Origin of the sequence: Gordonia sp. SCSIO 19800, from assembly GCF_018132775.1 — a bacterium.
Classification (GTDB): Bacteria; Actinomycetota; Actinomycetes; order Mycobacteriales; family Mycobacteriaceae; genus Gordonia; species Gordonia hongkongensis.
Window position 1 is genome coordinate 140,457 of the sequence record NZ_JAGRQM010000009.1, and the last position, 21,942, is coordinate 162,398.

The 21,942-nt window shown below is 68.5% G+C and carries 23 protein-coding genes; 8 read left to right on the top strand and 15 right to left on the bottom strand.

Translation table 11 applies throughout. The annotated features are described in order from the left end of the window. Positions 1 to 85: 85 nt before the first annotated feature. Both KB201_RS12815 and KB201_RS12820 read left to right on the top strand, forming a co-directional pair. A complete protein-coding gene (locus tag KB201_RS12815) occupies positions 86 to 583 on the top strand; it encodes a nucleoside deaminase (protein ID WP_159371211.1) in 498 nt (165 codons plus the stop codon). Beyond that, positions 583 to 1,554 carry an isopenicillin N synthase family oxygenase gene (locus KB201_RS12820; RefSeq protein ID WP_211539409.1) on the top strand — a complete coding sequence of 324 codons (972 nt, stop codon included), beginning with the start codon at positions 583 to 585 and terminating at the stop codon, positions 1,552 to 1,554. The genes KB201_RS12815 and KB201_RS12820 overlap by 1 nt, the downstream gene beginning before the upstream one ends. A gap of 449 nt (positions 1,555 to 2,003) precedes the next feature. On the opposite strand, the gene KB201_RS12825 is transcribed toward KB201_RS12820, so the two are convergent. The 4 genes from KB201_RS12825 to KB201_RS12840 all read right to left on the bottom strand — a co-directional run bounded on the left by KB201_RS12825 (position 2,004) and on the right by KB201_RS12840 (position 5,347). After that, positions 2,004 to 2,885 (bottom strand): sulfurtransferase, encoded by an 882-nt coding sequence (locus tag KB201_RS12825; protein ID WP_211539410.1) that lies wholly within the window; start codon positions 2,883 to 2,885, stop codon positions 2,004 to 2,006. A gap of 156 nt (positions 2,886 to 3,041) precedes the next feature. Beyond that, the gene (locus KB201_RS12830) at positions 3,042 to 4,025 is read right to left on the bottom strand and encodes an arabinofuranosidase (RefSeq protein ID WP_307848068.1); all 984 of its coding nucleotides are present in this window, start codon (positions 4,023 to 4,025) and stop codon (positions 3,042 to 3,044) included. Between the two features lie 106 nt (positions 4,026 to 4,131). Continuing rightward, positions 4,132 to 4,683 carry a putative immunity protein gene (locus tag KB201_RS12835; RefSeq protein WP_211539411.1) on the bottom strand — a complete coding sequence of 184 codons (552 nt, stop codon included), beginning with the start codon at positions 4,681 to 4,683 and terminating at the stop codon, positions 4,132 to 4,134. A gap of 22 nt (positions 4,684 to 4,705) precedes the next feature. Next, positions 4,706 to 5,347: a GNAT family N-acetyltransferase gene (locus KB201_RS12840; RefSeq protein ID WP_277244498.1), complete on the bottom strand. Its 642-nt coding sequence runs from the start codon at positions 5,345 to 5,347 to the stop codon at positions 4,706 to 4,708. Between the two features lie 134 nt (positions 5,348 to 5,481). On the opposite strand from KB201_RS12840, the gene KB201_RS12845 reads away from it, so the two are divergent. Further along, entirely contained in the window at positions 5,482 to 6,840 is a 1,359-nt protein-coding gene (locus KB201_RS12845; protein WP_211539412.1) for a S1C family serine protease, read from the top strand. Between the two features lie 16 nt (positions 6,841 to 6,856). Here the strand turns inward: KB201_RS12845 and KB201_RS12850 are convergent, their stop codons facing one another. The 5 genes from KB201_RS12850 to KB201_RS12870 all read right to left on the bottom strand — a co-directional run bounded on the left by KB201_RS12850 (position 6,857) and on the right by KB201_RS12870 (position 10,792). Beyond that, positions 6,857 to 7,294: a VOC family protein gene (locus tag KB201_RS12850; protein ID WP_211539413.1), complete on the bottom strand. Its 438-nt coding sequence runs from the start codon at positions 7,292 to 7,294 to the stop codon at positions 6,857 to 6,859. A gap of 140 nt (positions 7,295 to 7,434) precedes the next feature. Next, entirely contained in the window at positions 7,435 to 7,926 is a 492-nt protein-coding gene (locus tag KB201_RS12855) for a peptide-methionine (S)-S-oxide reductase (RefSeq protein ID WP_211539414.1), read from the bottom strand. Between the two features lie 7 nt (positions 7,927 to 7,933). After that, entirely contained in the window at positions 7,934 to 9,013 is a 1,080-nt protein-coding gene (gene ychF / locus KB201_RS12860) for a redox-regulated ATPase YchF (RefSeq protein ID WP_058252475.1), read from the bottom strand. A 57-nt stretch (positions 9,014 to 9,070) separates the two neighbouring features. After that, positions 9,071 to 10,369, bottom strand: coding sequence for an AI-2E family transporter (locus KB201_RS12865; RefSeq protein ID WP_058252557.1), 1,299 nt, complete (start codon positions 10,367 to 10,369; stop codon positions 9,071 to 9,073). Between the two features lie 84 nt (positions 10,370 to 10,453). Further along, positions 10,454 to 10,792 (bottom strand): hypothetical protein, encoded by a 339-nt coding sequence (locus tag KB201_RS12870; protein WP_223258998.1) that lies wholly within the window; start codon positions 10,790 to 10,792, stop codon positions 10,454 to 10,456. Between the two features lie 118 nt (positions 10,793 to 10,910). Between KB201_RS12870 and KB201_RS12875 the strand changes: the two genes are divergently transcribed. The 4 genes from KB201_RS12875 (at position 10,911) to KB201_RS12890 (ending at position 15,390) form a co-directional block, all read left to right on the top strand. Continuing rightward, entirely contained in the window at positions 10,911 to 12,464 is a 1,554-nt protein-coding gene (locus KB201_RS12875) for a DNA-3-methyladenine glycosylase 2 family protein (RefSeq protein ID WP_211539415.1), read from the top strand. 84 nt (positions 12,465 to 12,548) lie between these two features. Then, a complete protein-coding gene (locus KB201_RS12880) occupies positions 12,549 to 13,172 on the top strand; it encodes a methylated-DNA--[protein]-cysteine S-methyltransferase (RefSeq protein ID WP_211539416.1) in 624 nt (207 codons plus the stop codon). Positions 13,173 to 13,229: 57 nt separating this feature from the next. Next, complete coding sequence (locus KB201_RS12885) at positions 13,230 to 14,483, top strand: DNA recombination protein RmuC (protein WP_211539417.1); 1,254 nt, start codon at positions 13,230 to 13,232, stop codon at positions 14,481 to 14,483. A 4-nt stretch (positions 14,484 to 14,487) separates the two neighbouring features. Then, positions 14,488 to 15,390, top strand: a complete 903-nt coding sequence (locus KB201_RS12890) for a DUF6542 domain-containing protein (protein WP_211539418.1) — start codon at positions 14,488 to 14,490, stop codon at positions 15,388 to 15,390. Between the two features lie 3 nt (positions 15,391 to 15,393). Here the strand turns inward: KB201_RS12890 and KB201_RS12895 are convergent, their stop codons facing one another. The 6 genes from KB201_RS12895 to KB201_RS12920 all read right to left on the bottom strand — a co-directional run bounded on the left by KB201_RS12895 (position 15,394) and on the right by KB201_RS12920 (position 20,934). After that, positions 15,394 to 15,978 (bottom strand): nucleosidase, encoded by a 585-nt coding sequence (locus KB201_RS12895; RefSeq protein ID WP_065631068.1) that lies wholly within the window; start codon positions 15,976 to 15,978, stop codon positions 15,394 to 15,396. Between the two features lie 20 nt (positions 15,979 to 15,998). Further along, complete coding sequence (locus KB201_RS12900; RefSeq protein ID WP_078113690.1) at positions 15,999 to 16,796, bottom strand: fructosamine kinase family protein; 798 nt, start codon at positions 16,794 to 16,796, stop codon at positions 15,999 to 16,001. Further along, on the bottom strand, positions 16,793 to 17,716 hold the full coding sequence (locus tag KB201_RS12905; protein ID WP_058252469.1) for an SDR family oxidoreductase: 924 nt from the start codon (positions 17,714 to 17,716) through the stop codon (positions 16,793 to 16,795). The genes KB201_RS12900 and KB201_RS12905 overlap by 4 nt, the downstream gene beginning before the upstream one ends. Positions 17,717 to 17,798: 82 nt before the next feature. Next, on the bottom strand, positions 17,799 to 18,821 hold the full coding sequence (locus KB201_RS12910; RefSeq protein WP_058252468.1) for an N-acetylmuramoyl-L-alanine amidase: 1,023 nt from the start codon (positions 18,819 to 18,821) through the stop codon (positions 17,799 to 17,801). A gap of 197 nt (positions 18,822 to 19,018) precedes the next feature. Beyond that, the gene (locus KB201_RS12915; protein WP_211539419.1) at positions 19,019 to 20,077 is read right to left on the bottom strand and encodes a GTP-binding protein; all 1,059 of its coding nucleotides are present in this window, start codon (positions 20,075 to 20,077) and stop codon (positions 19,019 to 19,021) included. Then, on the bottom strand, positions 20,077 to 20,934 hold the full coding sequence (locus KB201_RS12920; RefSeq protein ID WP_058252467.1) for a rhodanese-related sulfurtransferase: 858 nt from the start codon (positions 20,932 to 20,934) through the stop codon (positions 20,077 to 20,079). The genes KB201_RS12915 and KB201_RS12920 overlap by 1 nt, the downstream gene beginning before the upstream one ends. A 1-nt stretch (position 20,935) precedes the next feature. Between KB201_RS12920 and KB201_RS12925 the strand changes: the two genes are divergently transcribed. Continuing rightward, positions 20,936 to 21,757, top strand: coding sequence for a hypothetical protein (locus KB201_RS12925; protein WP_374193920.1), 822 nt, complete (start codon positions 20,936 to 20,938; stop codon positions 21,755 to 21,757). The last annotated feature ends 185 nt before the right edge of the window (positions 21,758 to 21,942 follow it).

Genomic DNA, 21,942 nt, shown 5'->3' on the forward strand with positions numbered 1-21,942 from the left:
CGAAGACAATATGCACCGGCGGCCTCGGCCGCAGTACGACGATCTGTCAGTTGTCACCGTCGGAGCCACCCGGCACTCTCGAAGCATGACGATCTCGCTGCCCGGCCATGCCGGTCTCGACGTGTCCGGGATGCTCGACGTCGCCTACCGGGAGGCACGGACGAGCCTCGACGAGGGCGGCATCCCGATCGGCGCGGCCCTCTTCGCGGCCGACGGCACGCTGCTCGGCGCGGGCCACAATCGGCGCGTGCAGGCCGACGATCCGTCGGCGCACGGCGAGACCGATGCATTCCGCGCCGCGGGGCGGCAACGGGATTACGGGCCGACGATCATGGTGACGACCCTGTCGCCGTGCTGGTACTGCTCCGGCCTCATCCGCCAATTCGGCATCGGCACGGTCGTCATCGGCGAAAACACCTCGTTCTACGGCGGAGAGGACTGGTTGCGTGAGCACGGTGTCGAGGTCATCGTGCTCGACGACGAGCGGTGCGCGGAGATGATGTCGTCGTACATCGCGGCCAATCCTGCGGTGTGGAACGAGGACATCGGGGTCGCCCCGGCCGACGAGAACGTGGAGATGTAATGACCGACAGCCCGGTACTCACCGTCGACCTTCGGGAGTGGCAGGCCGGAGGTGCTGCCGCGCAACGGGTCTGCGCCGCTGTCGATGAATCCCTGCAGCAGGCCGGGTTCCTGCTCGTCACCGGGCACGGACTCGATCCCGAGTTGCCGAGCTCCCTTCGCGCGGCGGCCCGTCGGTTCTTCGCTCTCCCGGCCGACGTCAAGAGCCGGTACTCCGCCGGTGTCGGCGGCCGCGGTTGGATCGGTCCCGGCAAGGAGGCCAACGGTTTCGCCGAGGGCACCGAGACCCCGCCGGACCTGAAGGAGTCGTTCACCTCCGGTGCGCAGACGCCGGTGGGCATACCCGAGATCGACGGGTACTGGTTCGCCCCCGACGTGTGGCCGGCAGAGACGCCCGAACTCCGAGAACTGTTCACGGCGTGGACGTCTCAGATGCGGCGGCTGTCCGACGACCTGCTGGCGCTGATGGCCGCCGCACTCGGCCTCGTCGGCCCGGACGATCCGTTCCGCGACCTCGCGTCGACGCCGACGTGGTCGTCCAACATCAACCACTACCCGCCGCTGCACGACGTCGGAACCCCCGAACCCGGCCAGTTCCGCATCGGACCGCACACCGACTTCGGCACCGTCACCATCCTCGACCGCGAACCCGGCGCCGGCGGATTGCAGGTCTACAGCGAGCAATCCGGGTGGGCCGACGCACCGTGGAACCCCGACGCCCTGACCGTCAACATCGGGGACATCCTCGAGTACTGGTCGGCCGGGCGCTGGCCCGCGGGCCGGCACCGCGTCCTGCCACCGCAACCCGACGCACCCGCCGAAGACCTCGTCTCGCTGATCTTCTTCTACGAACTCGATCACGACGCCCTCGTCTCCCCCGTCGCCCCACCCGCGGGCCGCCGCGCCGGACTCGAACCGGTGGTGTCCGGGGACTTCATCCGACAGCGCCTCGACGCGATCACCGTCGGCTGAGACCTGGCCCTCCACTCCCGAGGCGGAAAAGCGCGAACCCCCTCCGCTCCCTGAGGAGCGCCCGGAGCTTGCGGAGGTCGCGTCACGAAGGGTCCGGCGACCGAGGGTTGCGTAACCCTTCGTGACGCTCGCAGGCTCGCTCCTCAGGGAGCAGAGTGCTTTCGTGGTTCACGACGGGCGCCAGGCCGCAGATACTGAGGTGCTAGGTGCGCGACCCCCGCTCCCTGAGGTGCGAGGAGCGATAGCGACGAGCCTCGAAGGGTCTGGTGGGAATGTTCCTGTAGCCATTAGCCTTCGAGGCTCGCTTTACTCGCACCCTGGGGAGCGGCCGGCCGGCCCGGAAAAGCTCGTCCCCGTGAGCAGGGTCGAAGGGCAATGTGCCCTTCGATCCTGCTGAGGGGGACGCGAATTCACGCGTAGCGCCAGACCGCTGGAGCGGCCCGGCGTCGTCAACGCGGTTCCGGTCCGGTGACCAGCGGGAGCGACGGGTCGTTGGCCCACGCAGTCATCGATCCATCGTAGACCGCGACGTCGTCGCGACCGACGAGGGCGAGCGCGTGCGCGATCCCGGTGGCCGCGATGCCGCCTCCGCAGTACGTCACGACCTTGGTGTCGTCGGCCAGCAACCCGGCCGCCTCGAACTCCCGACGCAGCTCCTCGACCGGGCGGAGGTCGCCGGTCTCGGCGTCGCGGATCGAGAACACCGGGAGATTCACCGATCCCGGGATATGGCCCTGACGGGCGTACGTCGTGGTCTCACCCCGATAAGTCGCCTCGTCGAGGACGTTGACCAGCAGCGTCGACGGATCATCAAGCGCGGCAGCGACCTCCGTGGTCGAGCGCAACAGTTCGGGACGACGCGTCCCGTGAAAAGTACGCGGGGTGACGGTCGACTCGGCATCGGTCACCGGGGCGCCGGCCGCCTTCCAGGCCGGCAGGCCGCCGTCGAGCACGGTCACGGCGTCGAAACCCTCGAGTCGCAGGTGCCACCAGAAGCGCGTTGCCCAGAACCCCTCGAGCTGGTCGTACACCACGACGGTCGCCCCGTCTCCGATCCCCAACGCCGATGCGGCCGTGGCGAACTGCTCGGATGACGGGACCGTCCACGGTTCGGGGCTGTCGGCGTCGGCGAAGTCGGTCAGCAGATCGGCGAACACCGCACCCGGGATGTGTTCCGCGCGAAAGGACTCCGCTCCCGATTCGGGGACATAGGGCCCCTCTTTCGGAATCGGGAGATGGGTGGTCGCGTCGACGATGACCACGGTGGGGTCGTCGAGCCGCTCCCGCAACCAGGCGACGTCGACCAGCGGGGGCAGGACAGATGTACTCATCGGAACCTCTCGAGAAACGGGCAAAACACCCCCGACGTCACCGAGACTAGGTGCCCGTCGGCTTCTCGGCACCGTGCCGAATCTCACCGAGCACGACGGTTGACGCACGTACGCGACCGGTGCGTCGCGTCGCGGCGGCGCGCAGACCCGTCGCCGTCAGGCGCGCTCGCGCATCACGCCCACGTGGCGGACCGTCCCGGAGATGCCCGGGATCTGTTTCACCGGCGACCAGGTGCGCATCCCATCGGTGCTGTCGGAGTAGAGGTATCGGCCGTTCCGGTAGGCGTCGAGGTACATCCGCCAGGCGCCGTTCGGTAGCTGGACGACGACCGGACCCTCCACGAGACGACCCCAGTTGCCCGGCGGCACGAACCGGTAGGGCCCGTACAGCGAGCCCGAGACCGCGTGCTCGATGAACTTTCGCGTCTCGTTCTTGGTGAATGCATGATAGATCGGCCCGACCTTGATGACCGTGGTGTCGATGTGGTCGGCGCCGATGCTCAACAGCGGCACGGGCGGACTCCACATCCGCAGCCCAGGATCGAGCGCCGTCATCACGTACGGGACGAAACCACCACCGGTCGACATCGACAGGATCACGTTGACCCGGCCACCCTCCACGAACCATTCGGGCGCCCAGGCCTTGGTCGTGAACGGCGACAACGACGGACCGTCACTCGAACCCGCCGACCCGGACGAGCCGGACGAACCTGATCCGCTCGAGCCGAATCCCTTGCCGACACCGGCCCCCGGCAGGAACGCACAGCACAGCGGCACCGGCCAGTTGTACAGGAAGTTCCAGTTCACGCGGTCGCGGCTGCGCGCGAACCCGATGCTGGCCCCGTCGGCGGTCGTGTACGTCACGTAATACCAGCCGTCGGTGTGTCGGAAGATGCTCGCATCGCGGACGTACCCCGTCGGCGGCCGGTACGCGGACCTGCGCACCAGGGTGTACTCGAGGCCGTCGGAGGACTCGTACACACCCATGTCGCGCGCACTCGCGTTGCTGAACGCGACCATCGTGTACCGCCAACCCGAGGGCGCGGCGGCACTGCTCGCCGGCGCCGGGACGAGAAGTCCGGCCACCGCGAGCAGGACCACGAAGGCCGCGGCGAGCACGGTTCGTCTGGAAGGAGTCACCGATGCAGTATCGACGACGAACGGCGCACGATGTGCAACTCTCACCCGGAAGGTCGTCAGGTTGTTCCTGCACAGTGGATTTGACGTGGCCGAGCGGCCATTCGTCTCAGTCAGGCGTCCCAGTCGTCCGTCTGCCCGACGCCCGCAACCGGCTGTCGAGTTCGGCCATCAGGCGGGCCGCCCGTGATGCCCCGGCATCCGGTTCCGGGTACCGACACAGCACATCGATGAGCTCGGGTGGTGTCCGTTGGCACACGGCCTCGACCATCTCGTTCCCCACCGCCGGGTCTCCGCCGTTCTCCAGTTCGGCGATGTACACCCGGTTCGCCGCGGCCCGCAGGATGTGACCGACCTGGTGCGCTTTCGCGATCGGATGCAGATATGCCGCCGCCGCGGCGTCGCCCGCGGCTTGGGCGGCCAGTCGGGCAGTCTCCGACGGGGCGTCCTTCGCCGCACGATGCGCCGCAAAGGCGGCCGTCCGCTGGCGCGTCGATCTGCTTGCGCCGGCGGCGAATTCCCGGGCCGCCTCGATGGCCGCGCGGGGACGCGGGTCGTCGGGTCGCGTTCGCTCGAAGACCGGCAGCACTTCTTCGGCCCACTCCGTGGCACAGCGCACGACGACCCGCAGGTCGTCGTCGGTCAACTCGAAGTCCGCCATCGACCGAACGCTAGCAGTGTCCTCACACGGTCGCCGACAACCCGCCGTCATCCGGATCGCGGAGCATCGAATGGACGACGAGGCCCGTGTCGACCGGAGTCGTTGCGGTGACGACGAACCCGGCACGTTCGTAGATCATCACATTGCGATCGTCGGAGGTCTCGAGCGCGACGCACGCACCCGGAGGAGGAGTCCTGTCGTCGACCGCGGCGAGTCCGGCGCGGACCAGCGCACTTCCCAGCCCCTTGCCCTGGCGGTCCGGGTGGACTCCGAGTGTCGCCAGGTTCCATGCGCCTGCCGGGTGCGCAGGGGTCTCGGCCCGGGCGACCGCGGCCAGCCGATCGCCGTGCAGGGCGGCCGCTTCGGCCTGAAACTGTCCATCCGGCTCCGGCACATCCGGGGGCAGCAGGGCGATCACGCCGCACCGGTCCGTGGTGACCAGCACGACACCGTGGTCGAAGGCGTATCCCAGATACATCCGTTGTAGTCGGTGCAACCGTTCCCGATAGCCGTCCTCGGGAATGGACCATCGAGTCCAGGGATAGGCGTCGAAAGCGGCGGCGAGAGTGCCGGCGGCATCGTCGAGATCCGTGATGATCGCGTGGTCGATGGAAATGTCACTGTCCTCGAGGGTTGAGTCGGATGCGGGTGGTCGGCGGGTCACATTACCGCGGAACCACATTCGGTCGACACTGATATCTCGTGGCGCGGGAAATCCGCAGTGGACAGGTCAGAGACACCTGAGAGTCCGCGTCGAGCTTGTCAGCAAATCCGCAGGATTTCCGTAGCCCTGTTCACATGAGGCGCAGGCATCGTGGTGCCGTGAACACGCCCCAGACCCCCACGCCCGACGACGACCACGCCCCGATCACCGAACCCTTTGCGCCGCCGCGCGGACCGGTGCCGCCGCCCGGGCCCTGGGCGATGAACCCGCAGGCCACCCCGCCGCCATTCGTCTCACCCTCGCCGCCTCCTCCGGTCGCGCGGCAGCGGGCCGGCGTGACGAAGCCGATCATCGTCACCGCGCTCCTCGCGGGACTGCTCGGCGGCGCCGTCGGCATGGGAGGCAGTTCGCTGCTCGGGCACGACGCCGCGTCGGTACCGATCCTCAACTCGCAACCGGCCGCCGCGGCCAATGCCGCCGACGCGCAACCCGGTTCGGTGACGTATGCCGCGAGCGCGGCGTCGAAGTCGACGGCCGACATCAAGGTCCAGACCGCGAACGGCACGGCGGTGGGCAGCGGTATCGTCCTCTCCCCCGACGGTTACGTCCTGACGAACCACCACGTCGTCGCCGGGGCGGGCTCCGGCAGCACGATCGTCGTCACCACCGGCGACGGGCATCAGCACAACGCCACCGTCACCGGGAACGCCCCGTCGTACGATCTCGCGGTCATCAAGCTCGAGGGTGCGTCGGGATTGACCCCGGCGGCACTCGGTGATTCGGATGCGCTGAAGGTCGGCCAGCAGGTGGTCGCCGTCGGCAGCCCGGACAGCCTGTCCAACACGGTGACGTCCGGCATCGTCAGCGCGCTGTCGCGGACGGTGACCGCCGGCGACGCCAGTGGTTCGTCGCTCACCGTGTACAACGGTCTTCAGACCGACACCCCCATCAACCCGGGCAATTCCGGTGGGCCACTGGTGAATCTGCAGGGGCAGGTGATCGCGGTCAATTCGGCGGTGGACACCGGCCAGGCCGCGTCCGGTGGGCCGCAGTCCTTCGGGTTGGGTTTCGCGATCCCGATCAACACCGCCAAGCGCATCGCCAATCAACTGTTGCAGGACGGTCAGGCCACCAAACCCGTGATGGGAGTGTCGGGTTCACTGTCGGCGGGCGACCGGACCGAGGGCGCGACCGTCTCGTCGGTGCAGCGTGGCGGGCCCGCGGCAGATGCGGGTATCCGGCAGGGCGACGTCATCACCAAGGTCGGGGACACCACCGTCTCCGACTACGCCGACCTGATGGCGCAGATCCTCACCCACGAGCCGGGTGAGACCGTGCCGGTGACCATCGGTTCCGGTTCGGGTGCCCGGACGGTCCAGGTGAAGCTGGGCAGTGCCGTCGACCAGAAGGAGACGACGGTGCCGGAATCCGGCAGCAGATCGGGCGGTTCCCCGTTGCCGTTCGGCGGCAACCCCTTCGGTCGGAACCCGTGACCCGAGCTGCGTCGGATCAGCCCGGCGAGAGTCGTTGGGCGAGCATCACGAGGATGTCGCTCGGCCCGCGCACGTAGGTCAGTTTGTACACGTCCCCATAGGTGGCGACGCCGCGCACGGGATGACACCCGTGCCGTGCCGCCACCTCGAGGGCCTCGTCGATGTCGTCGACCGAGAACGCGACGCGGTGCATCCCGATGTCGTTGGGTTGCGTGGGTGGCGTCTCGATGGCCTCGGGGTGGATGTACTCGAAGAGTTCGAGCCGCCCGTGACCGTCGGGGGTCTGCAGCATCGCCATCTTCACGTGGTTGCCGTCGAGCCCGACCGCCGTGTCGGCCCACTCCCCGCGGACCGTGTCCCGGCCGATGACGTCGAGACCGAGGTCGGTGAAGAAGGCGGTCGCGGCGTCGAGGTCACGCACGGCGATGGCGACGTTCTCGAGTGTGATGGGCATGGAGGTCACGCTAGCAACGATGGGCGGCGGCCATGAGCGTGTCGCGAGACCGTGCACGGCCGGCCGGCCGGGGATGGTCGGACACTCGGCGCGGAGGGTTCACCAAGAGGTATCGCTGAGGGATACCCATTGCTGAACCGTCAGCCGCGGTACTTCGTCAGCAGCTCCTGCGAAAGGTGGCACGCGCTCTTCGGAAACCGCGCGAGCCGATCCTGGTGCTCGTCGGCGCTACGGACGTAGTTCGTCAGCGGGAGCACCTCGACGGCGATGCGATCCGCGTCGGCCCGCGCACCGATGAAGAGTCGCGCCTGGTCGAGGTGCTCGGGCCGGTCGGAATACACACCAGTGCGGTATTTTTCGCCGACGTCGGGACCCTGTCGGTTCACGCTGTACGGGTCGATGATCTCGAAGAGATACGAGACCAACTGCTCGACGCTCACGACAGCCGGATCGAACCGGGTCCGCACGCATTCGGCGTAGCCGTCGTACTCACCGTCGAGGGTGTGGCTCGTGCCGTTGGCCCGGCCGGCCTCGGTGAAGGTCACACCCGGCAGCGTCGCGACGAATGCCTGCACACCCCACAGGCAACCGCCCGCGAGGTAGAGCTCGTCGTTCGGCGGCACGGAAGTCATCGTTTGCCTATACGTTGAACCGGAACTCGACGACGTCACCGTCTTTCATGACGTAGTCCTTGCCCTCCATGCGCACCTTGCCGGCGGACTTGGCCGCGGCCATCGAGCCGGCGGCGTCGAGGTCGTCGAACGAGACGATCTCGGCCTTGATGAAGCCCTTTTCGAAGTCGGTGTGGATGACACCGGCCGCCTTGGGCGCGGTGTCGCCCTGGTGGATGGTCCAGGCACGGGATTCCTTGGGGCCGGCCGTGAGGTAGGTCTGCAGGCCCAAGGTGTGAAAACCGGCGCGCGCCAACGAGGTCAGGCCCGGCTCGTCCTGCCCGATCGAGTCGAGCAGCTCCTGGGCGTCCTCCTCGTCGAGTTCGAGGAGTTCGCTCTCGACCTTGGCGTCGAGGAACACCGCGTCGGCGGGTGCGACGGCGGCGCGCAGCTCCGCCTTACGGGCGTCGTCGGTGAGCACACCCTCGTCGGAGTTGAAGACATAGAGGAACGGCTTCGCGGTCATCAGGTGCAGCTCGCGCACCGACGCCAGGTCGAACGAATCCTTCTGCGAGAACAGTGTTTTGCCGGTGTCGAGGATCTCCTGCGCCTTCCTGGCGGCAGCGAGGGTCTCGGCCAGGTCCTTGTTCTTGCGCGCGTCTTTCTCCAGACGCGGGATGGCCTTCTCGAGCGTCTGCATGTCGGCCAGGATCAGCTCGGTCTCGATGACCTCGATGTCGGCGAAGGGATCGACGCGACCGTCGACGTGGACGACGTCACCGTCGTCGAACACCCGGACCACCTGGCAGATGGCGTCGGCTTCGCGGATGTTGGCGAGGAACTGGTTGCCCATGCCCTCACCTTCCGACGCACCCTTCACGATGCCGGCGATGTCGACGAAGGAAACCGTGGCGGGCAGGATCCGCTCGCTGCCGAAGATCTCCGCGAGGCGGCCCAGGCGGCTGTCCGGCAGTTCGACCACGCCGACGTTCGGCTCGATCGTCGCGAACGGGTAGTTCGCCGCGAGGACGTCGTTACGGGTCAGGGCATTGAACAGGGTCGACTTACCGACGTTGGGCAGACCGACGATTCCCAGGGTGAGACTCACGGGCGCCCAGTCTATCGGCAGGCAGCGCGACGCCCGGCGGGGCGTCGGTCCGAGGAGTCAGTCCCGGTCGAGCAACCCCTTCACCGGGTTCGGTGGATCCTTCGGCGGGTCATCGTTCGGAACACCGACCTGGGTCGTCACCGGTGTGTTCGCGGGTGGCAACGACTCGCCGGCCCGCTCGGCGATCTGCTCGTTCAGGTAGCGGAGCACAACGGCGAGCGAGGCCACCGCGGGAACCGCGAGGAACGCGCCCGTGATACCGAACAGCGTGCCGCCCAGGGTCACCGACAACAGCACGATCACCGCGTGCAGATCCATCGACTTCGACTGCAACCACGGCTGGAGCACGTTCCCCTCGAGTTGCTGCACCGCGAGGATGATGCCCAGCACGATCAGGGCCGTGGTCAGACCGTTGGACACGAGTGCGATCAACACCGCGAGCGCGCCGGCGACGAAGGCACCCACGATCGGGATGAATCCGCCGAGGAAGGTGATGACCACCAGCACAGAAGCCAACGGGACGCCCAGGATGAACAGACCGAGACCGATCAGCGCGGCGTCGACGAAACTCACGATCGCCTGTGTGCGGATGAAGCCGCCGAGGCTGTTCCACATGCGGGTCAGCACCTCACCGAGGTGGTTGCCCGAGGGCTTGCCGACGGTGCGGTCGAGCCACGGCACGAACTTCGGACCGTCCTTGAGGAAGAAGAACACCAGCACGAGCGAGGTGAACATCGTGATCAGCAGCGACGTCGCCGTTCCGACGCCGCTGAACACGCCGGCCGCGATGGTCGACGCGCTCGACTGCAGTCGGTCGGTGATGGTGCTCACCATGTTGTCGAGTTGTTGGTCGTCGACGTTCAGCGGCGGACCCTGCACCCAGTCCTGCAGACGCTCCACACCATCGGTCGCGCGGCTCGCCAGCTCGGGCGCCTGGTCGACGACCGACGGGACGATCAGCCCGATCACACCGGCGAACACACCCAGTCCGATGAGCATCATCAGGAACGACGCCGCGGCGGCCGGCACGCCCTTGTTGCGCATCCACCGCACCGGCGGCCACAGGATCGTGCACGCGATGATGGCCAGGAGAATCGGCAACAAGATCACCCAGAACTTGCCGAGCAACCAGAACAGCACCCACAGCGCGGCGGCCACCAACACGATCTGCGCGCCGACCGTCGCGCACGACCGCAGGCCGGTCATCATCACCTGGAGCCGGGTCGGATACGTCTTCTCACCGCCGCCGAGCACCGCATCGCCGCCGAGGACGGCGTCGGCACCGACCTTGGTGGTGTCTGGTCTTGCGTCGGCGGACGAGTCGTCCGCGCGCTGATCGTCCGAGCTGTCGGTCACCCGAGGATCCTCACACATCGGCATGACAATGCGACATCGACGCGGCGACGGTCGTACGAACATGTGGTCCGTCCGACGACATGATCAGCGGCGGCGGAATTTCCGTCCGAGGTAGCGAACCAGCGAGTTGATGGCCTCGAGTTCGGCGTCGACCTGGTTGAAGACGACCGGGGTGTCGTCGCGCCCGGCTGGCCCGGCGTCCGATCGCGGCGGGGGCTCGGCCGACGACGGAGCGCATCCGGCGGCCGGGGCGACCCGCTCGGCCCGCGCCGTGATGCCGAGCTCGGTTTCCTCGGCGCAGGCACGCCTGATCGTCTCCGGGCCGTAGAGGCCCATCATCATCTCCAGCCCCCACGCGGGGAGTCCGGACAGGGACTGGTCGTCGTGCCGACTTCTGCGGCGGCCATCGAACCGGGTGGTCATGGCGCCATGCTGCCACAGACATGTAACCCAGATCACACTTTTCGTCCGCTCAGTGGGATGCCGTCGCGATGTCCGATTCCCGCCAGACCGGGACGTCGACGGATGACACAGTGGACGGGTGAGCACAGGCACCGCAACAGAACCCGACACCGGGGGTTTCGCGCCGGACTTCGACCGGTGTTATCGCGCAGTGCAGGCCCGCGACGCCCGCTTCGACGGTCAGTTCTTCGTCACGGTCCGCACCACCGGCATCTACTGCCGTCCGTCGTGTCCGGCACAGACCCCCCGACCCGCCAACGTGGCGTTCGTCCTCACCGCGGCGGCCGCCCAGCAGCAGGGTTTCCGTGCTTGCCGACGCTGCGCACCCGACGCCGTTCCGGGCTCCCCGCTGTGGAACATCAACGCCGACATGTCGGCTCGCGCGATGCGGCTCATCGCCGACGGCGTCGTCGAACGCGAAGGGGTCGACGGACTCGCGGCGCGTCTGAGGTATTCACCCCGGCACCTCACCCGCGTGCTGACCCGGCATCTCGGAGCCGGGCCACTCGCGCTCGCCCGAGCACATCGCGCCACCAACGCCCGCGTGCTCATCCAGTGCACGACGATGCCGATGACCGACGTCGCGTTCGCCGCCGGATTCGCCAGCGTGCGCCAGTTCAACGACACCGTCCGCGCCGTTTTCGGACTCACCCCCACCGAGCTTCGACGCCTGCACAGCCGCAGGAAGGATGCGATCGGCACCGATTCCGCCCCGGGAAGCGTCACCCTGCGCCTGCCGTTCCGCGCGCCGTATCGCTGGCCATGGATGCGCTGGTTCCTGGACGCGCACGCCGTGGCCGGGGTCGAATCCGTCGTCGACGCCCCGGACAGTCCGCACGGCTGGCGTTACCGCCGGGTCCTCGCCCTACCCCACCGAACAGCGTCGGCGGAGGTGGAGCCGCACGACGACCACGCCGTCGTCGCCCTCCACGGACTGGACATGCGTGACGTGGGGGTCGCGGTCAACCGGATCCGGCGTCTGCTCGACCTCGACGCCGACATCACCGCGGCCGAGGACGCACTGGCCGCCGACGCCACGATGCAGCGGCTGCTGCGCCAGGCGCCGGGCCTCCGTGCGCCCGGCAGCCTCGACCCGGCCGAGACGATCATCCGGACCATGCTCGGTCAGCAGGTGAGTCTCGCCGCCGCGCGCAACCAGGTGAACCGGCTCACCGAGGCCCTCGGCGAACCGGTCGGCGACGCCTTCGCCACCCCGTCCGCGACGGCGACGACAGTCGACGGTCCGGCGTCGAAGTCCTTCCCGACGCCGGGTGTCATCGCCGCCCGTGGACACGAGGTCCTCCGCGGCCCGCGGCGGCGGATCGATGCCGTGATCGGCGTCGCGGCGGCACTCACCGAAGGTCGGGTGGAACCGCATGTGGGGGTCGATGCGTCTGATCTTCGTGCCCAGCTTCTCGAGTTGCCCGGCATCGGCCCCTGGACCGCCGACATCGTCACGATGCGAGTCACCGGCGATCCCGACGTCCTGCTCACGAACGACCTCGTGGTCGTCCGGGCAGCCGCCGACCTCGGAATCGATCTGCGGGACACGCGGCACTGGGCACCGTGGCGCTCGTACGCGACCATGCACCTGTGGCGACACCGACTCGACGCCGCCGGACAGGCCGTGTGACGAGCAGTGAGCAGACTCCGACGACCGGCATCTCGTAGCGATCTCTCTTCCGATCACATCCCCAGCGATCCGCAAGGAGCGACAATGTCCGCACCGACCACCACCACCGCCGCCTCCGGGCCCGACACCCCCGAACCGGGGAGTGACCGAACCATCGGCCGCACAACGACAGTCGGCTATGCCACCGTCGCCACTCCCAACGGGGCGTTCACCGTCGTCGCCGATCCCGACCACCGGGTCCTGGCGTCGGGGTGGACCGACGACCCCGCTTACCTGACGGCGCTCGTCCACCGCGCGCTACGCCCGGAATCGGTCCAGCCATCGGCAGCGCTCGGCGCCATCACCGACGCCGTGTCGGCGTACTACGACGGCGATCTCGCCGCGCCGTCACGGATTCCGGTCGTCCAACGTTCCGGCGGGACCTTCCTCGGTCCGGCCTGGGACGCCCTGCGCCTGGTCGAGCCCGGAAACCCCGTCACCTACACCCGCTTCGCCGAACTGGCCGGTCAGCCGGCGGCGGTCCGGGCCGCGGCAGCCGCCTGCGCGCGCAACGCGGCTGCCCTGTTCGTGCCCTGCCACCGGGTGAAGCGCAGCGACGGAAGCCTCGGTGGTTTCCGCTACGGCCTGCCCACCAAGCAGTGGCTGCTCGACTTCGAGGCCGGCGCACGGAGCGGCCCGGACGAGCGGAGCGGTTCCGCCGACCGATAGTGCCCGTCGCCCGCGGTCCGGCCGAACTTGTCGGGGGTGTCCGACACCATCGACGACATGACTGCTGCCGCCCTCTCACTCGTCGTCGGCCTCGCCCTGGGGATCGCCCTGGGCTGGTGGGCGCACGCCGCTCGCAGTGCCGCGACCGTGGCGGCGGCTCGTGCCGAGGTGGAGATGCTGCGCGCCGCGCGCGACGACGTCGCGTCCTCGTTGTCGTGGGCCACCGAGGACGCGGCACGCCGGCAGTCGTCGGCGATCGGCAGCTCGGTTGCGCACATCGTCGAGCCGTTGCGCGCCAACCTCGCCCAGCTCGCCGACGAACTGCGCCGGGTCGAGAACAACCGGATCGGCGCGTACGCCGGACTGACCGAGCAGGTGCGCGGGATCCACTCGGCGTCGATCGCGCTCAACGACCAGACCCGCCAGCTGGCCAACGCGTTGCACAGCCCGCACGCCCGCGGCCGATGGGGTGAGGTCCAGCTCGAGCGCGTGGTCGAGCTCGCCGGCATGACCAAGCATTGCGACTTCAGCACCCAGGTGTCGGTCACCGACCCCTCCGATCCGAACGGTTCGGGAAACGGCCGGGGTGCCACGACGCTGCGGCCGGACCTCGTCGTCCACCTCGCCGGCGGCCGCGACATCGTCGTGGACGCCAAGGTGCCCCTCGACGCCTACCTGCGGGCGGCCGAGGCCACCGACACGTCCGTTCGCGACAAACTCATCCGCGAACATGCTCGCGCCCTGCGCGCGCACATCGCACGACTGTCCGCGAAGTCCTACTGGTCCGCCTTCGACAACACACCGGAGATGGTGGTGCTGTTCGTGCCCGGCGACGTCGTCCTGGAAGCCGCCGCCCGCACCGACCCCGACCTGCTCGAGTTCGGCTTCGCACGCAACGTCGTCATCGCCACCCCGACCACCCTCATCGCGTTGCTACGGACCGTCGCACTGGGATGGCGTCACGATGCGATGGCTCGCGACGCCGCGGTCATCCACGACCTCGGTCTGCAGCTCCATCAGCGGCTCGCCGGGGTGCTCACTCACTTCGGCACCCTCGGCACATCGCTGCAGCGCACGGTCGACGCCTACAACTCGACGATCGGTTCGGTGGACAGTCGCCTCGGCGTCACCGCACGCCGGTTGGCCGAGCTCGACGCCCTGGGCGACGTCCCGGACGCCCCACGACCACCGGTGATCCACGACACCTGCCGCCCGGCGGGGCCGACCGCCCGGCCTGGGACGGCGCCTGAGGCGGCATCGACGCCCCGGTCCGGGGGTGAAACGATTTCTGTCGAGGACCCGGTACCGTGACCATGTGCCTTCCCCGCAACGTCTCCAAACCGCGGTACCACTGGACCGGCAGTCGGTACTGCCCGCGGTCCGCGGTGTGCCGTGGTGGGGCGCCGTTCTCCTGGCCACCGGGATCACGGGCCTCGGTGCGGCCATCGACGCCGGCAGCAACGATTCGCTGGGCTCGATCTACAAGTTCTGCTACCTCGTCGGATGTGTGATCGCCGCGCTGGCGGTGCGTCGTCGTGCCCTGTTCACCGCCGCCGCGCAGCCCCCGCTCATCGCCTTCTTCGTCAGCATCGTCACGCTGTACGGACTCAATTCCGAGCAGGCGTCGTCGGGACTGAAGAGCCTCGTCTTCAATGTCCTGCTCCCCATCGCGGCGGACTTCCCCTGGATGTTGACGACGTTCCTCGTGACCCTGGGGATCGTGCTCGCCCGGTGGTTCCTGACCCGCGAGGCCGCCGAGCCGGCGAAACGCCGGGCCGCGGGTCGCGACAGGGCGGGCCGGACGCCCCCGAGCAGGTCCGCGGCCGGGAGCGGCGATGCCGACCGGCCCTCGGGCCGCGCGGCAACGCATCGTCGCGCCAAGGGAGCCGGCTCGTCCGGAGCCGCCACCGAGGCCCCGTCGGCGTCTCCCGAGAAGAACCGATCGGCAGCGCAGTCTTCGCCGTCGACCAAGGCCGCGCCGGGATCGCGGGCGAAACCGCGTTCGACCGGCGCTCCGGACCGGCCGTCCGCGACGTCCCGCTCGGCGACGAAGGGTTCTCGTTCCGCAACGGGCGCGCCGCGACCGACGGTCGCCGACCTCGCGGCCCCCGACCTCACGCCGTCGGACGCCACGCCCGCGCCGCGACGCCCGGACATCCCGACGTATGAGTCGGCAACCGACATCCCCCCGGCCGGAGTCGCCGACACTCGGTCCTGAGCCTCAGCTCGTGACGTTGCGTTCCAGCCAACGCCCCAGCCGACGCGCTGCGGCGTCGACGAGCGCGGGCCACTCCATCGCACCCTCGTCCGCGTTGTCGGTGACCGCCTTTATCAGGCGGCAGGGCACGCCGAACTCGGCACTCACGTGGGCGACCGCGCATCCCTCCATGTCGACGAGGTGGGCATGCCGGGCGAGTTCGCGCCGACGAACCGGATCCGCGACGAAGGTGTCCCCGGACGCCAGCACCGTTCCGTCGCCGCCGGGTAGCTCCCAGCGGTCGGTCATCTCATAACCCATCGCCCGTAGTTCGGTGCTGCTGATGTCGTGTTCGAGCACGGCCGACGGGAGGAACAGACCCAACTCGGCGTCGCCGCTCACACCGTCGCGCAGGGCCCCCGCGGTACCGATGTTGATGACCTCGGAGACCGGCGCCCCGCCGGCGAGTTCCCGGCTCAGCGCCATCGTCGCGCGCACCTTGCCGATGCCGGTCACGAGCACCCGCATCCCGGGCGGCACATGTCTGGCCTCGGCCCGCGTCGCCGAGACGACGAGGACACCGGGTCGGGGCAGCGCGTTGTGAGTCACGCCGACGATTATGGCGTGTGTCAGCCGCGGGCGAGCGCGGCGGACGCCCGCGCCGCGCGGCCCAGCGACGAGCCGTATCCGGGTCCGTGGCCGGCCGCGTGCACGGCGAGCGGATGCAGTTGGTGGACGTCGACGCGGTCTTGCCAGCCGGGGACGAGCGGGTGCGCGTCTCGATAGCCGTCGAGGACCGCATCGAGGTGCGGGCACCCGAACAATGCGAGCATCGCCAGATCGGTCTCCCGATGACCGCCGTGCGCGGCCGGGTCGATCATCACCACGCCCCGCGGAGTCCACATCACATTCCCGTTCCAGAGGTCGCCGTGGATGCGTGCCGGCCCCTCGTCGTCGTCGAACACGCCGTCCGCGATCAGGACACATGCGTCGCGGACCGCGTCCTCGTCCTCGGTCGTGAGGTTCCCGGCCGCGCGTGCCGGGGCCAGATACGGTTCCACCCGTTCCCGGACATAGAACTCACCCCACGACCGGTATTCGACCGAGCTCAACTCTCGGCGACCGATGAACAGCTGACCGGAGAACGGTGTTCCGTCCGCGTCGGCAGGCGGGGAACCGAACTGCGGGGCGCCCGCGTCGTGCATCCGAGCGAGCGCGGCCCCGAACTCCCGTGCCGCTCCGGGCGATGGCCGACCGCGTTCGAGGCGTTCGAGTTCGATTGCGTCTTCGCTCACCGAGATCACCTGTACGACAGGCGCTCCCGACGCCGACAGCCAACGCAACCCGGCGGCTTCGGCCGCGAAGAAGTCGGGATGACCGCCCCGCGGGCCGCTCTCGCGCAGCGTCTTGGTGAAGGCGGGACTCACCGGGAGGAATGCTCGTCGGTCGCCGTCGCCTCGAGACTCTTCGCACTCACTCGCGCGAGCCGGTCGAAACGATCGTTGGCGACTCGCATCGCGATCTCATACGGCAGTGCGAACTTTCGCGCCCACCAGTACCCGAACCGGATGTCGAACGAGGTGTAGACCATGAAGCGGTTCTTGCGAATCCCGGTCAGGATCGCCGCCGCCGCCACGTCGGGCGACACCGCGACCTTGTGAAATCCGTTGATGGCGGCCTTGACCCGCGGGTTCTCGCGGTCGATGCCGACGATCTCCACGGAGTCGACCAGCGGCGTGTCCACCCCGCCGGGGCACACCAGCGACACCCCGATCCCGTGACGCCGCAGATCGAATCGAAGAACCTCCGACACGCCCCGCAGCCCGAACTTGCTGGCGCTGTATGCGGCGTGCCACGGCAGCGCCAACAGGCCGGCGGCCGACGACACGTTCACGATGTGTCCGCCGCGTCCTCGTCGGATCATCTGCGGCACAAAGTTTTCGATGATGTGGATCGGCCCCATCAGGTTGACGTCGACCAGCTTCCGCCAGTGCCGGTGTTCGAGATTCTCCACCGTTCCCCAGGCCGAGATCCCGGCGATGTTCATCACCACGTCCATGACGCCGACCTCGGCGTCGACCTGGCGGGCGAACCCGGCCACCCAGTCGAAGTCCGAGACGTCCCCGGCCACGTGGTAGAGGACCGTTCCGTCGGCCGCGGTGATGGCCGCGACAACCTCGTCGAGCTGATCCGCGTGCAGGTCGGTGAGCACCAGTTCGGCGCCCCGGGCGGCGGCGGCCTGGGCGGTGGCCCTGCCGATTCCGCTCGCCGCGCCGGTGATGAGGACCTTGCGGCCACGCAGCGACGGCACCGGGGTGTCCATGAACAGCAGCTCTCTGAGACCCATGACGCGAGGTTAGCCGTCCGCCGCGGCGGACCTCAGCCGATCGACGGATCGCCCCGCCGGGTCCGGCCGCGCGCAGGCGACGTCAGCCGATCGGCAGCTTCCCGTCGAAGAGCGCGTAGACGATGGTCAGCATCGCCTTGAGCACTTGTGCGGACACGTCCTGGCCCTGGGTCATCAGCAGCCGCGCCACGGCTTCGGGGTCCTCGGTGGCGAGGAGCTGCTCGACGAAGGGGATGACCGAGGACAGTCCGCTGGCGTCGTCCGTCGGCACCGACGGCGCCGGGCCCGCTCCGGTGGCGGCGTTCCCGTTGACGTAGTTCAGGATGCCGTCGGTGATCGCCATGGCGTACTTGACCTGACCGTCCCGGCCGGCGAGCGCCTTGGCCTCACCGGGGTTGGCGAGGTTGCCCATCTCGATGAACACCGCCGGGACCTTGGTCAGGTTCACCGCGGCGATGTCGGGACGGGTCTGGATGCCGTCGCGGACGCCGGCGTAGTTCGCCGACGGGAACCCGGCCTTGACGAAGGCGTCGCGCATGGTCGTCGAGGCCTCGCGTCCCTCGCCGGACTGCACGCGGTCGACGGTGGCATCCGGGACCGGCAGCGACGGCACGATCATGTGGAAGCCCTTCTTGGACTCGTCGGCTCCCCGCGCCGTCGAGTCGGCGTGCAGGCTGACCGCGACCGCGGCGCCCGAGCGACTGGCCGCGGCGGCGCGTTCGTCCACACAACCGCCCCACCCGGTGTCGTCCGGCCTGCTCAGGACCACCCGAGCCCCCTGGCTTTCGAGGCCGGCCTTCACGAGTTGCCCGATCTGCCAGTTGACCGTGTGCTCCTTGGCGCCGTTCACACCGGTCGCGCCGCTGGTCTGGCAGTCCTTCTTGCCACCGCGCCCGTCCGGCACCTGTGCCCTGAGGTCGTGACCGGCGGCCGAGGCCTGGTGACCGGGGTCGAGGAAGATCGTCTTCCCCGCCAGTGCCGTCCCGCGGGCGGGGGCCGCTTCGGCGGGTGCCGCGACCACGTTCGAGGCGACCGCCATCGACGTGGCGGCCACCATGGCGAAGCCGATCGTGGCGAGGCGTTGGGCTGTCGTCTTTCGGAACATTGCGCTGTCGAGGCCGCGACGCGCCGAGGCGCTGGTCACTTGCCTCACTCCCTCCCGTTGAGTACCACTGGTCACACTGGTCACAGACATAACAGTGAAACAAACGAATGCGGGATTCCGAAATGGTCGTCCTGGGACAACGGCATTTCGTTAGGGAGCTGTGACCTCTCCGATCGGCGTGTCGAGCGTGTCGCGGGTCAGTCCGCCAGGTGCCGCAGGATTCCGAGGATGCCGTTCTCGTCCGCAGCGCCCTCCGGTCGGGCGACGGCGGCCTCCAGCTCGGCGCGCACGGCCGCCTCGTCGAGACCGCGCCCGATCGCGACGAGTTCGGTGGCCGGACGCCGCCCTTCCCAGGATTCACGCATCACGCGCACGAAGCCGCCGACTCCGTGCACGACGAACCGCTGCCGATGCCTCGGTACGTCGAAATGGACGATTCCCTTGATCCGGAAACACCCATTGGGCGGACGTTCGAGAAATCGCGCCAGGCGCCGCGGATCCATCGGCCGGTCACTGGAGAACGACACCGACTCGTATTCAGCGTGCAGATGCTCGTGGTCAGCGTGACCCGCGTCGTCGAGCAGCAACTCGTCGAAAGCCATCTGGCCGGACCGAGCCTGCGCGACGTCGCGCTGAACGACATCGAACAGGAGCGCCGGATCGATCGCGGCATTCCGGGTCGCCACCCGCGGTGCGGTCGCATTGAGTTGTGCGACAAGCTCTTCGACGACGCGTCGGGACTCATCCGGGATCAGGTCGACCTTGTTGACGAGCACCAGGTCGGCGATCGCGACGTGCGAGTCCAGCTCCGGATGCGTACCGCGCACCTCCTCGACGTGCGCGGCGTCGACCACGTAGACCAGTCCGCCGTAGCGGAGTCGTGCGTCCGCCACCGACGTCACCATCCGGATGAGCGCTTTGGGTTCGGCGATCCCGCTCGCCTCGATCACGATGGCGTCGATCCCCGCGCTCGGACGAACCAGCGAGGTGAGCGCGTCCGCGAGGCCGTCGGCGTCGACGGTGCAGCACATGCACCCGTTCCCGAGGCTCACCGTGCCGTCCGCCTGCGCCGAGACGAGCAGCGCGTCGATGTTCACCTTGCCGAAGTCGTTGACCAGCACGCCCAAACGGGTGCCGGTGCGCCCGGCAGACCGCAACAGATGATTGAGCAGTGTCGTCTTTCCCGAACCCAGATACCCGGCCACCACGACGACCGGAACCGGACCGCGGCGACCGGGGGTCTTCGCAGCGCTCATCACCGGCGGTCGGGTTCCAGACAGTCCGCACAGATCACGGCGAGGTCGCGGCCGTCCCGATCGGGGTGATTGGCGACATTGCTCGTCGGACGACGGCATTCGACGCAGCGGCCGAGCACCTCCGCGTGGTCGGAGAACTCCACGCCCATGCGGTCGTCGAAGACGTAGAGCGAACCCTGCCAGAGCCCGTCGTCGCCGTACCGCTCGCCGTAACGCACGATGCCACCGTCGAGTTGGTAGACCTCGGCGAACCCGCGGTTCCGCATCACCGTGCTGAGGACCTCGCAGCGCACGCCGCCCGTGCAGTACGTGACGATCGGCCGGTCCTTGAGATGATCGAACGCGCCGCTCTCGATCAACGGCACGAAGTCCCGGGTGGTCCGCGCCTTGGTCGTGACCGCGTCGGCGAATCGCCCGACCTCTGCCTCGATCTCGTTGCGCCCGTCGAAGAAGACCACGTCGTCGCCGCGGGCGTCCACGAGCTCGTGCACCTGCTCCGGACTCAGCCGGGTTCCGGTGCCGACGACCCCGTTCTCGTCGACCTCGATCTCGTCCGGAACCCCGAAGGTCACGATCTCGGGCCGGACGCGCACGCTCAACCGCGGGAAGTCCCGGCCCGTGCCGTCGGACCATTTGATGTCCGCCCCCGCGAACCCGGGGTACGCGCGGGTCGTCCTGACGTAGCGTTTGACCGCGGCGATGTCGCCACCGACGGTGCTGTTGATCCCGTGGCGTGACACGATGATCCTGCCCCGGACCCCGAGCGACTCGCACACCGCCAGCTGCCACAACCGGATGGCCTCGGGATCGGGCAGCGGAACGAAGACGTAGAACAAGACGATCTTGGGGGTCGGCACAGTGCAAGGGTACGGAAATCGGCGACCCCGCCCCGAATCCACATCACGGTCCCGCGACCGCCGATTTCTGCGCGTGATCTGCGCAACCGCGGCAATCGGGACTCTGACCGTTTCGGTCGCACTCGCCGGATGCTCCCTGCCGTCGGACTCCGGCCCGTCCCGAATCGTCATTCCGCCCACCGACGAGTTGTCGACGGTGACCGAAATCGAGTCCTCGTCGACGACATCGACCACCGGCGAGGACTCGGCGCGGAATCTGCCCGACTGGACAATCGGGCGAGTCGTCGCAATGGCACCACGCGTCGACAACTCGCGTTTCCACCAGGGCTCGGTGACGGAGGATTCGCCGCTGCAGGACTCGTCCGGTTTCCATTTCTCGACGCCGGATCGGGCGGTGAATTGCTCGACCGGTACCAACGGTTCGTCGGCGCTCGCCTGTCGGATCGATGAGGATGCGGACGACGATTCCTCGGCGGAACGCCCGTCGTCCGACTCGGGCGCCTGCGACTGGGCCCGGGATTACGCCGTCCTGGGACCGGATGGACCGCAGCGCGGTGCGTGCGCCAATCGATATCCCGTTCTGTATCGCAGTTCGATTGTCGACTTCGGTCGCACAATTTCGATATCACGATTTTCTTGTCTCGTTGAGACCGTCGGTATGTTCTGTCTAGAATCGCGTTCTCAATCAGGATTCGCAATCACCCCGAACGGTTACCAAACCATCTATGCAGCAGATCGGGCGCCCGAAGCGTTGGTGAGCGTGTCGCCCGAGGAATCGGACGAATCGTCCCGGCGGACGACCGGGGCTGTGCCCACGAGCTAGACCACACCTACTTCGAACCGGTCCGCCACTGCGCGTAACCCGCCGTCGAGACCAGCATGGATCCGACTTGTCAACAAACGGACGTGTCTCGACTTCCCTAACGCTATTCAATGATTTATGGTCTAGGCGGGGGTTCTCAGCAAGTACTCATGGTTTGAGTCTAAGCTGTGCACAGTTGGAATAGA

Bases quoted from the DNA above. Each gene is read 5' to 3' on its own strand.
- KB201_RS12815 (WP_159371211.1), top strand. From the start codon at position 86: ATGACGATCTCGCTGCCCGGCCATGCCGGTCTCGACGTGTCCGGGATG.
- KB201_RS12820 (WP_211539409.1), top strand. From the start codon at position 583: ATGACCGACAGCCCGGTACTCACCGTCGACCTTCGGGAGTGGCAGGCC.
- KB201_RS12825 (WP_211539410.1), bottom strand. From the start codon at position 2,885: ATGAGTACATCTGTCCTGCCCCCGCTGGTCGACGTCGCCTGGTTGCGG.
- KB201_RS12835 (WP_211539411.1), bottom strand. From the start codon at position 4,683: ATGGCGGACTTCGAGTTGACCGACGACGACCTGCGGGTCGTCGTGCGC.
- KB201_RS12845 (WP_211539412.1), top strand. From the start codon at position 5,482: ATGAGGCGCAGGCATCGTGGTGCCGTGAACACGCCCCAGACCCCCACG.
- KB201_RS12850 (WP_211539413.1), bottom strand. From the start codon at position 7,294: ATGCCCATCACACTCGAGAACGTCGCCATCGCCGTGCGTGACCTCGAC.
- KB201_RS12855 (WP_211539414.1), bottom strand. From the start codon at position 7,926: ATGACTTCCGTGCCGCCGAACGACGAGCTCTACCTCGCGGGCGGTTGC.
- KB201_RS12870 (WP_223258998.1), bottom strand. From the start codon at position 10,792: ATGACCACCCGGTTCGATGGCCGCCGCAGAAGTCGGCACGACGACCAG.
- KB201_RS12880 (WP_211539416.1), top strand. From the start codon at position 12,549: ATGTCCGCACCGACCACCACCACCGCCGCCTCCGGGCCCGACACCCCC.
- KB201_RS12885 (WP_211539417.1), top strand. From the start codon at position 13,230: ATGACTGCTGCCGCCCTCTCACTCGTCGTCGGCCTCGCCCTGGGGATC.
- KB201_RS12905 (WP_058252469.1), bottom strand. From the start codon at position 17,716: ATGGGTCTCAGAGAGCTGCTGTTCATGGACACCCCGGTGCCGTCGCTG.
- KB201_RS12910 (WP_058252468.1), bottom strand. From the start codon at position 18,821: ATGTTCCGAAAGACGACAGCCCAACGCCTCGCCACGATCGGCTTCGCC.
- KB201_RS12915 (WP_211539419.1), bottom strand. From the start codon at position 20,077: ATGAGCGCTGCGAAGACCCCCGGTCGCCGCGGTCCGGTTCCGGTCGTC.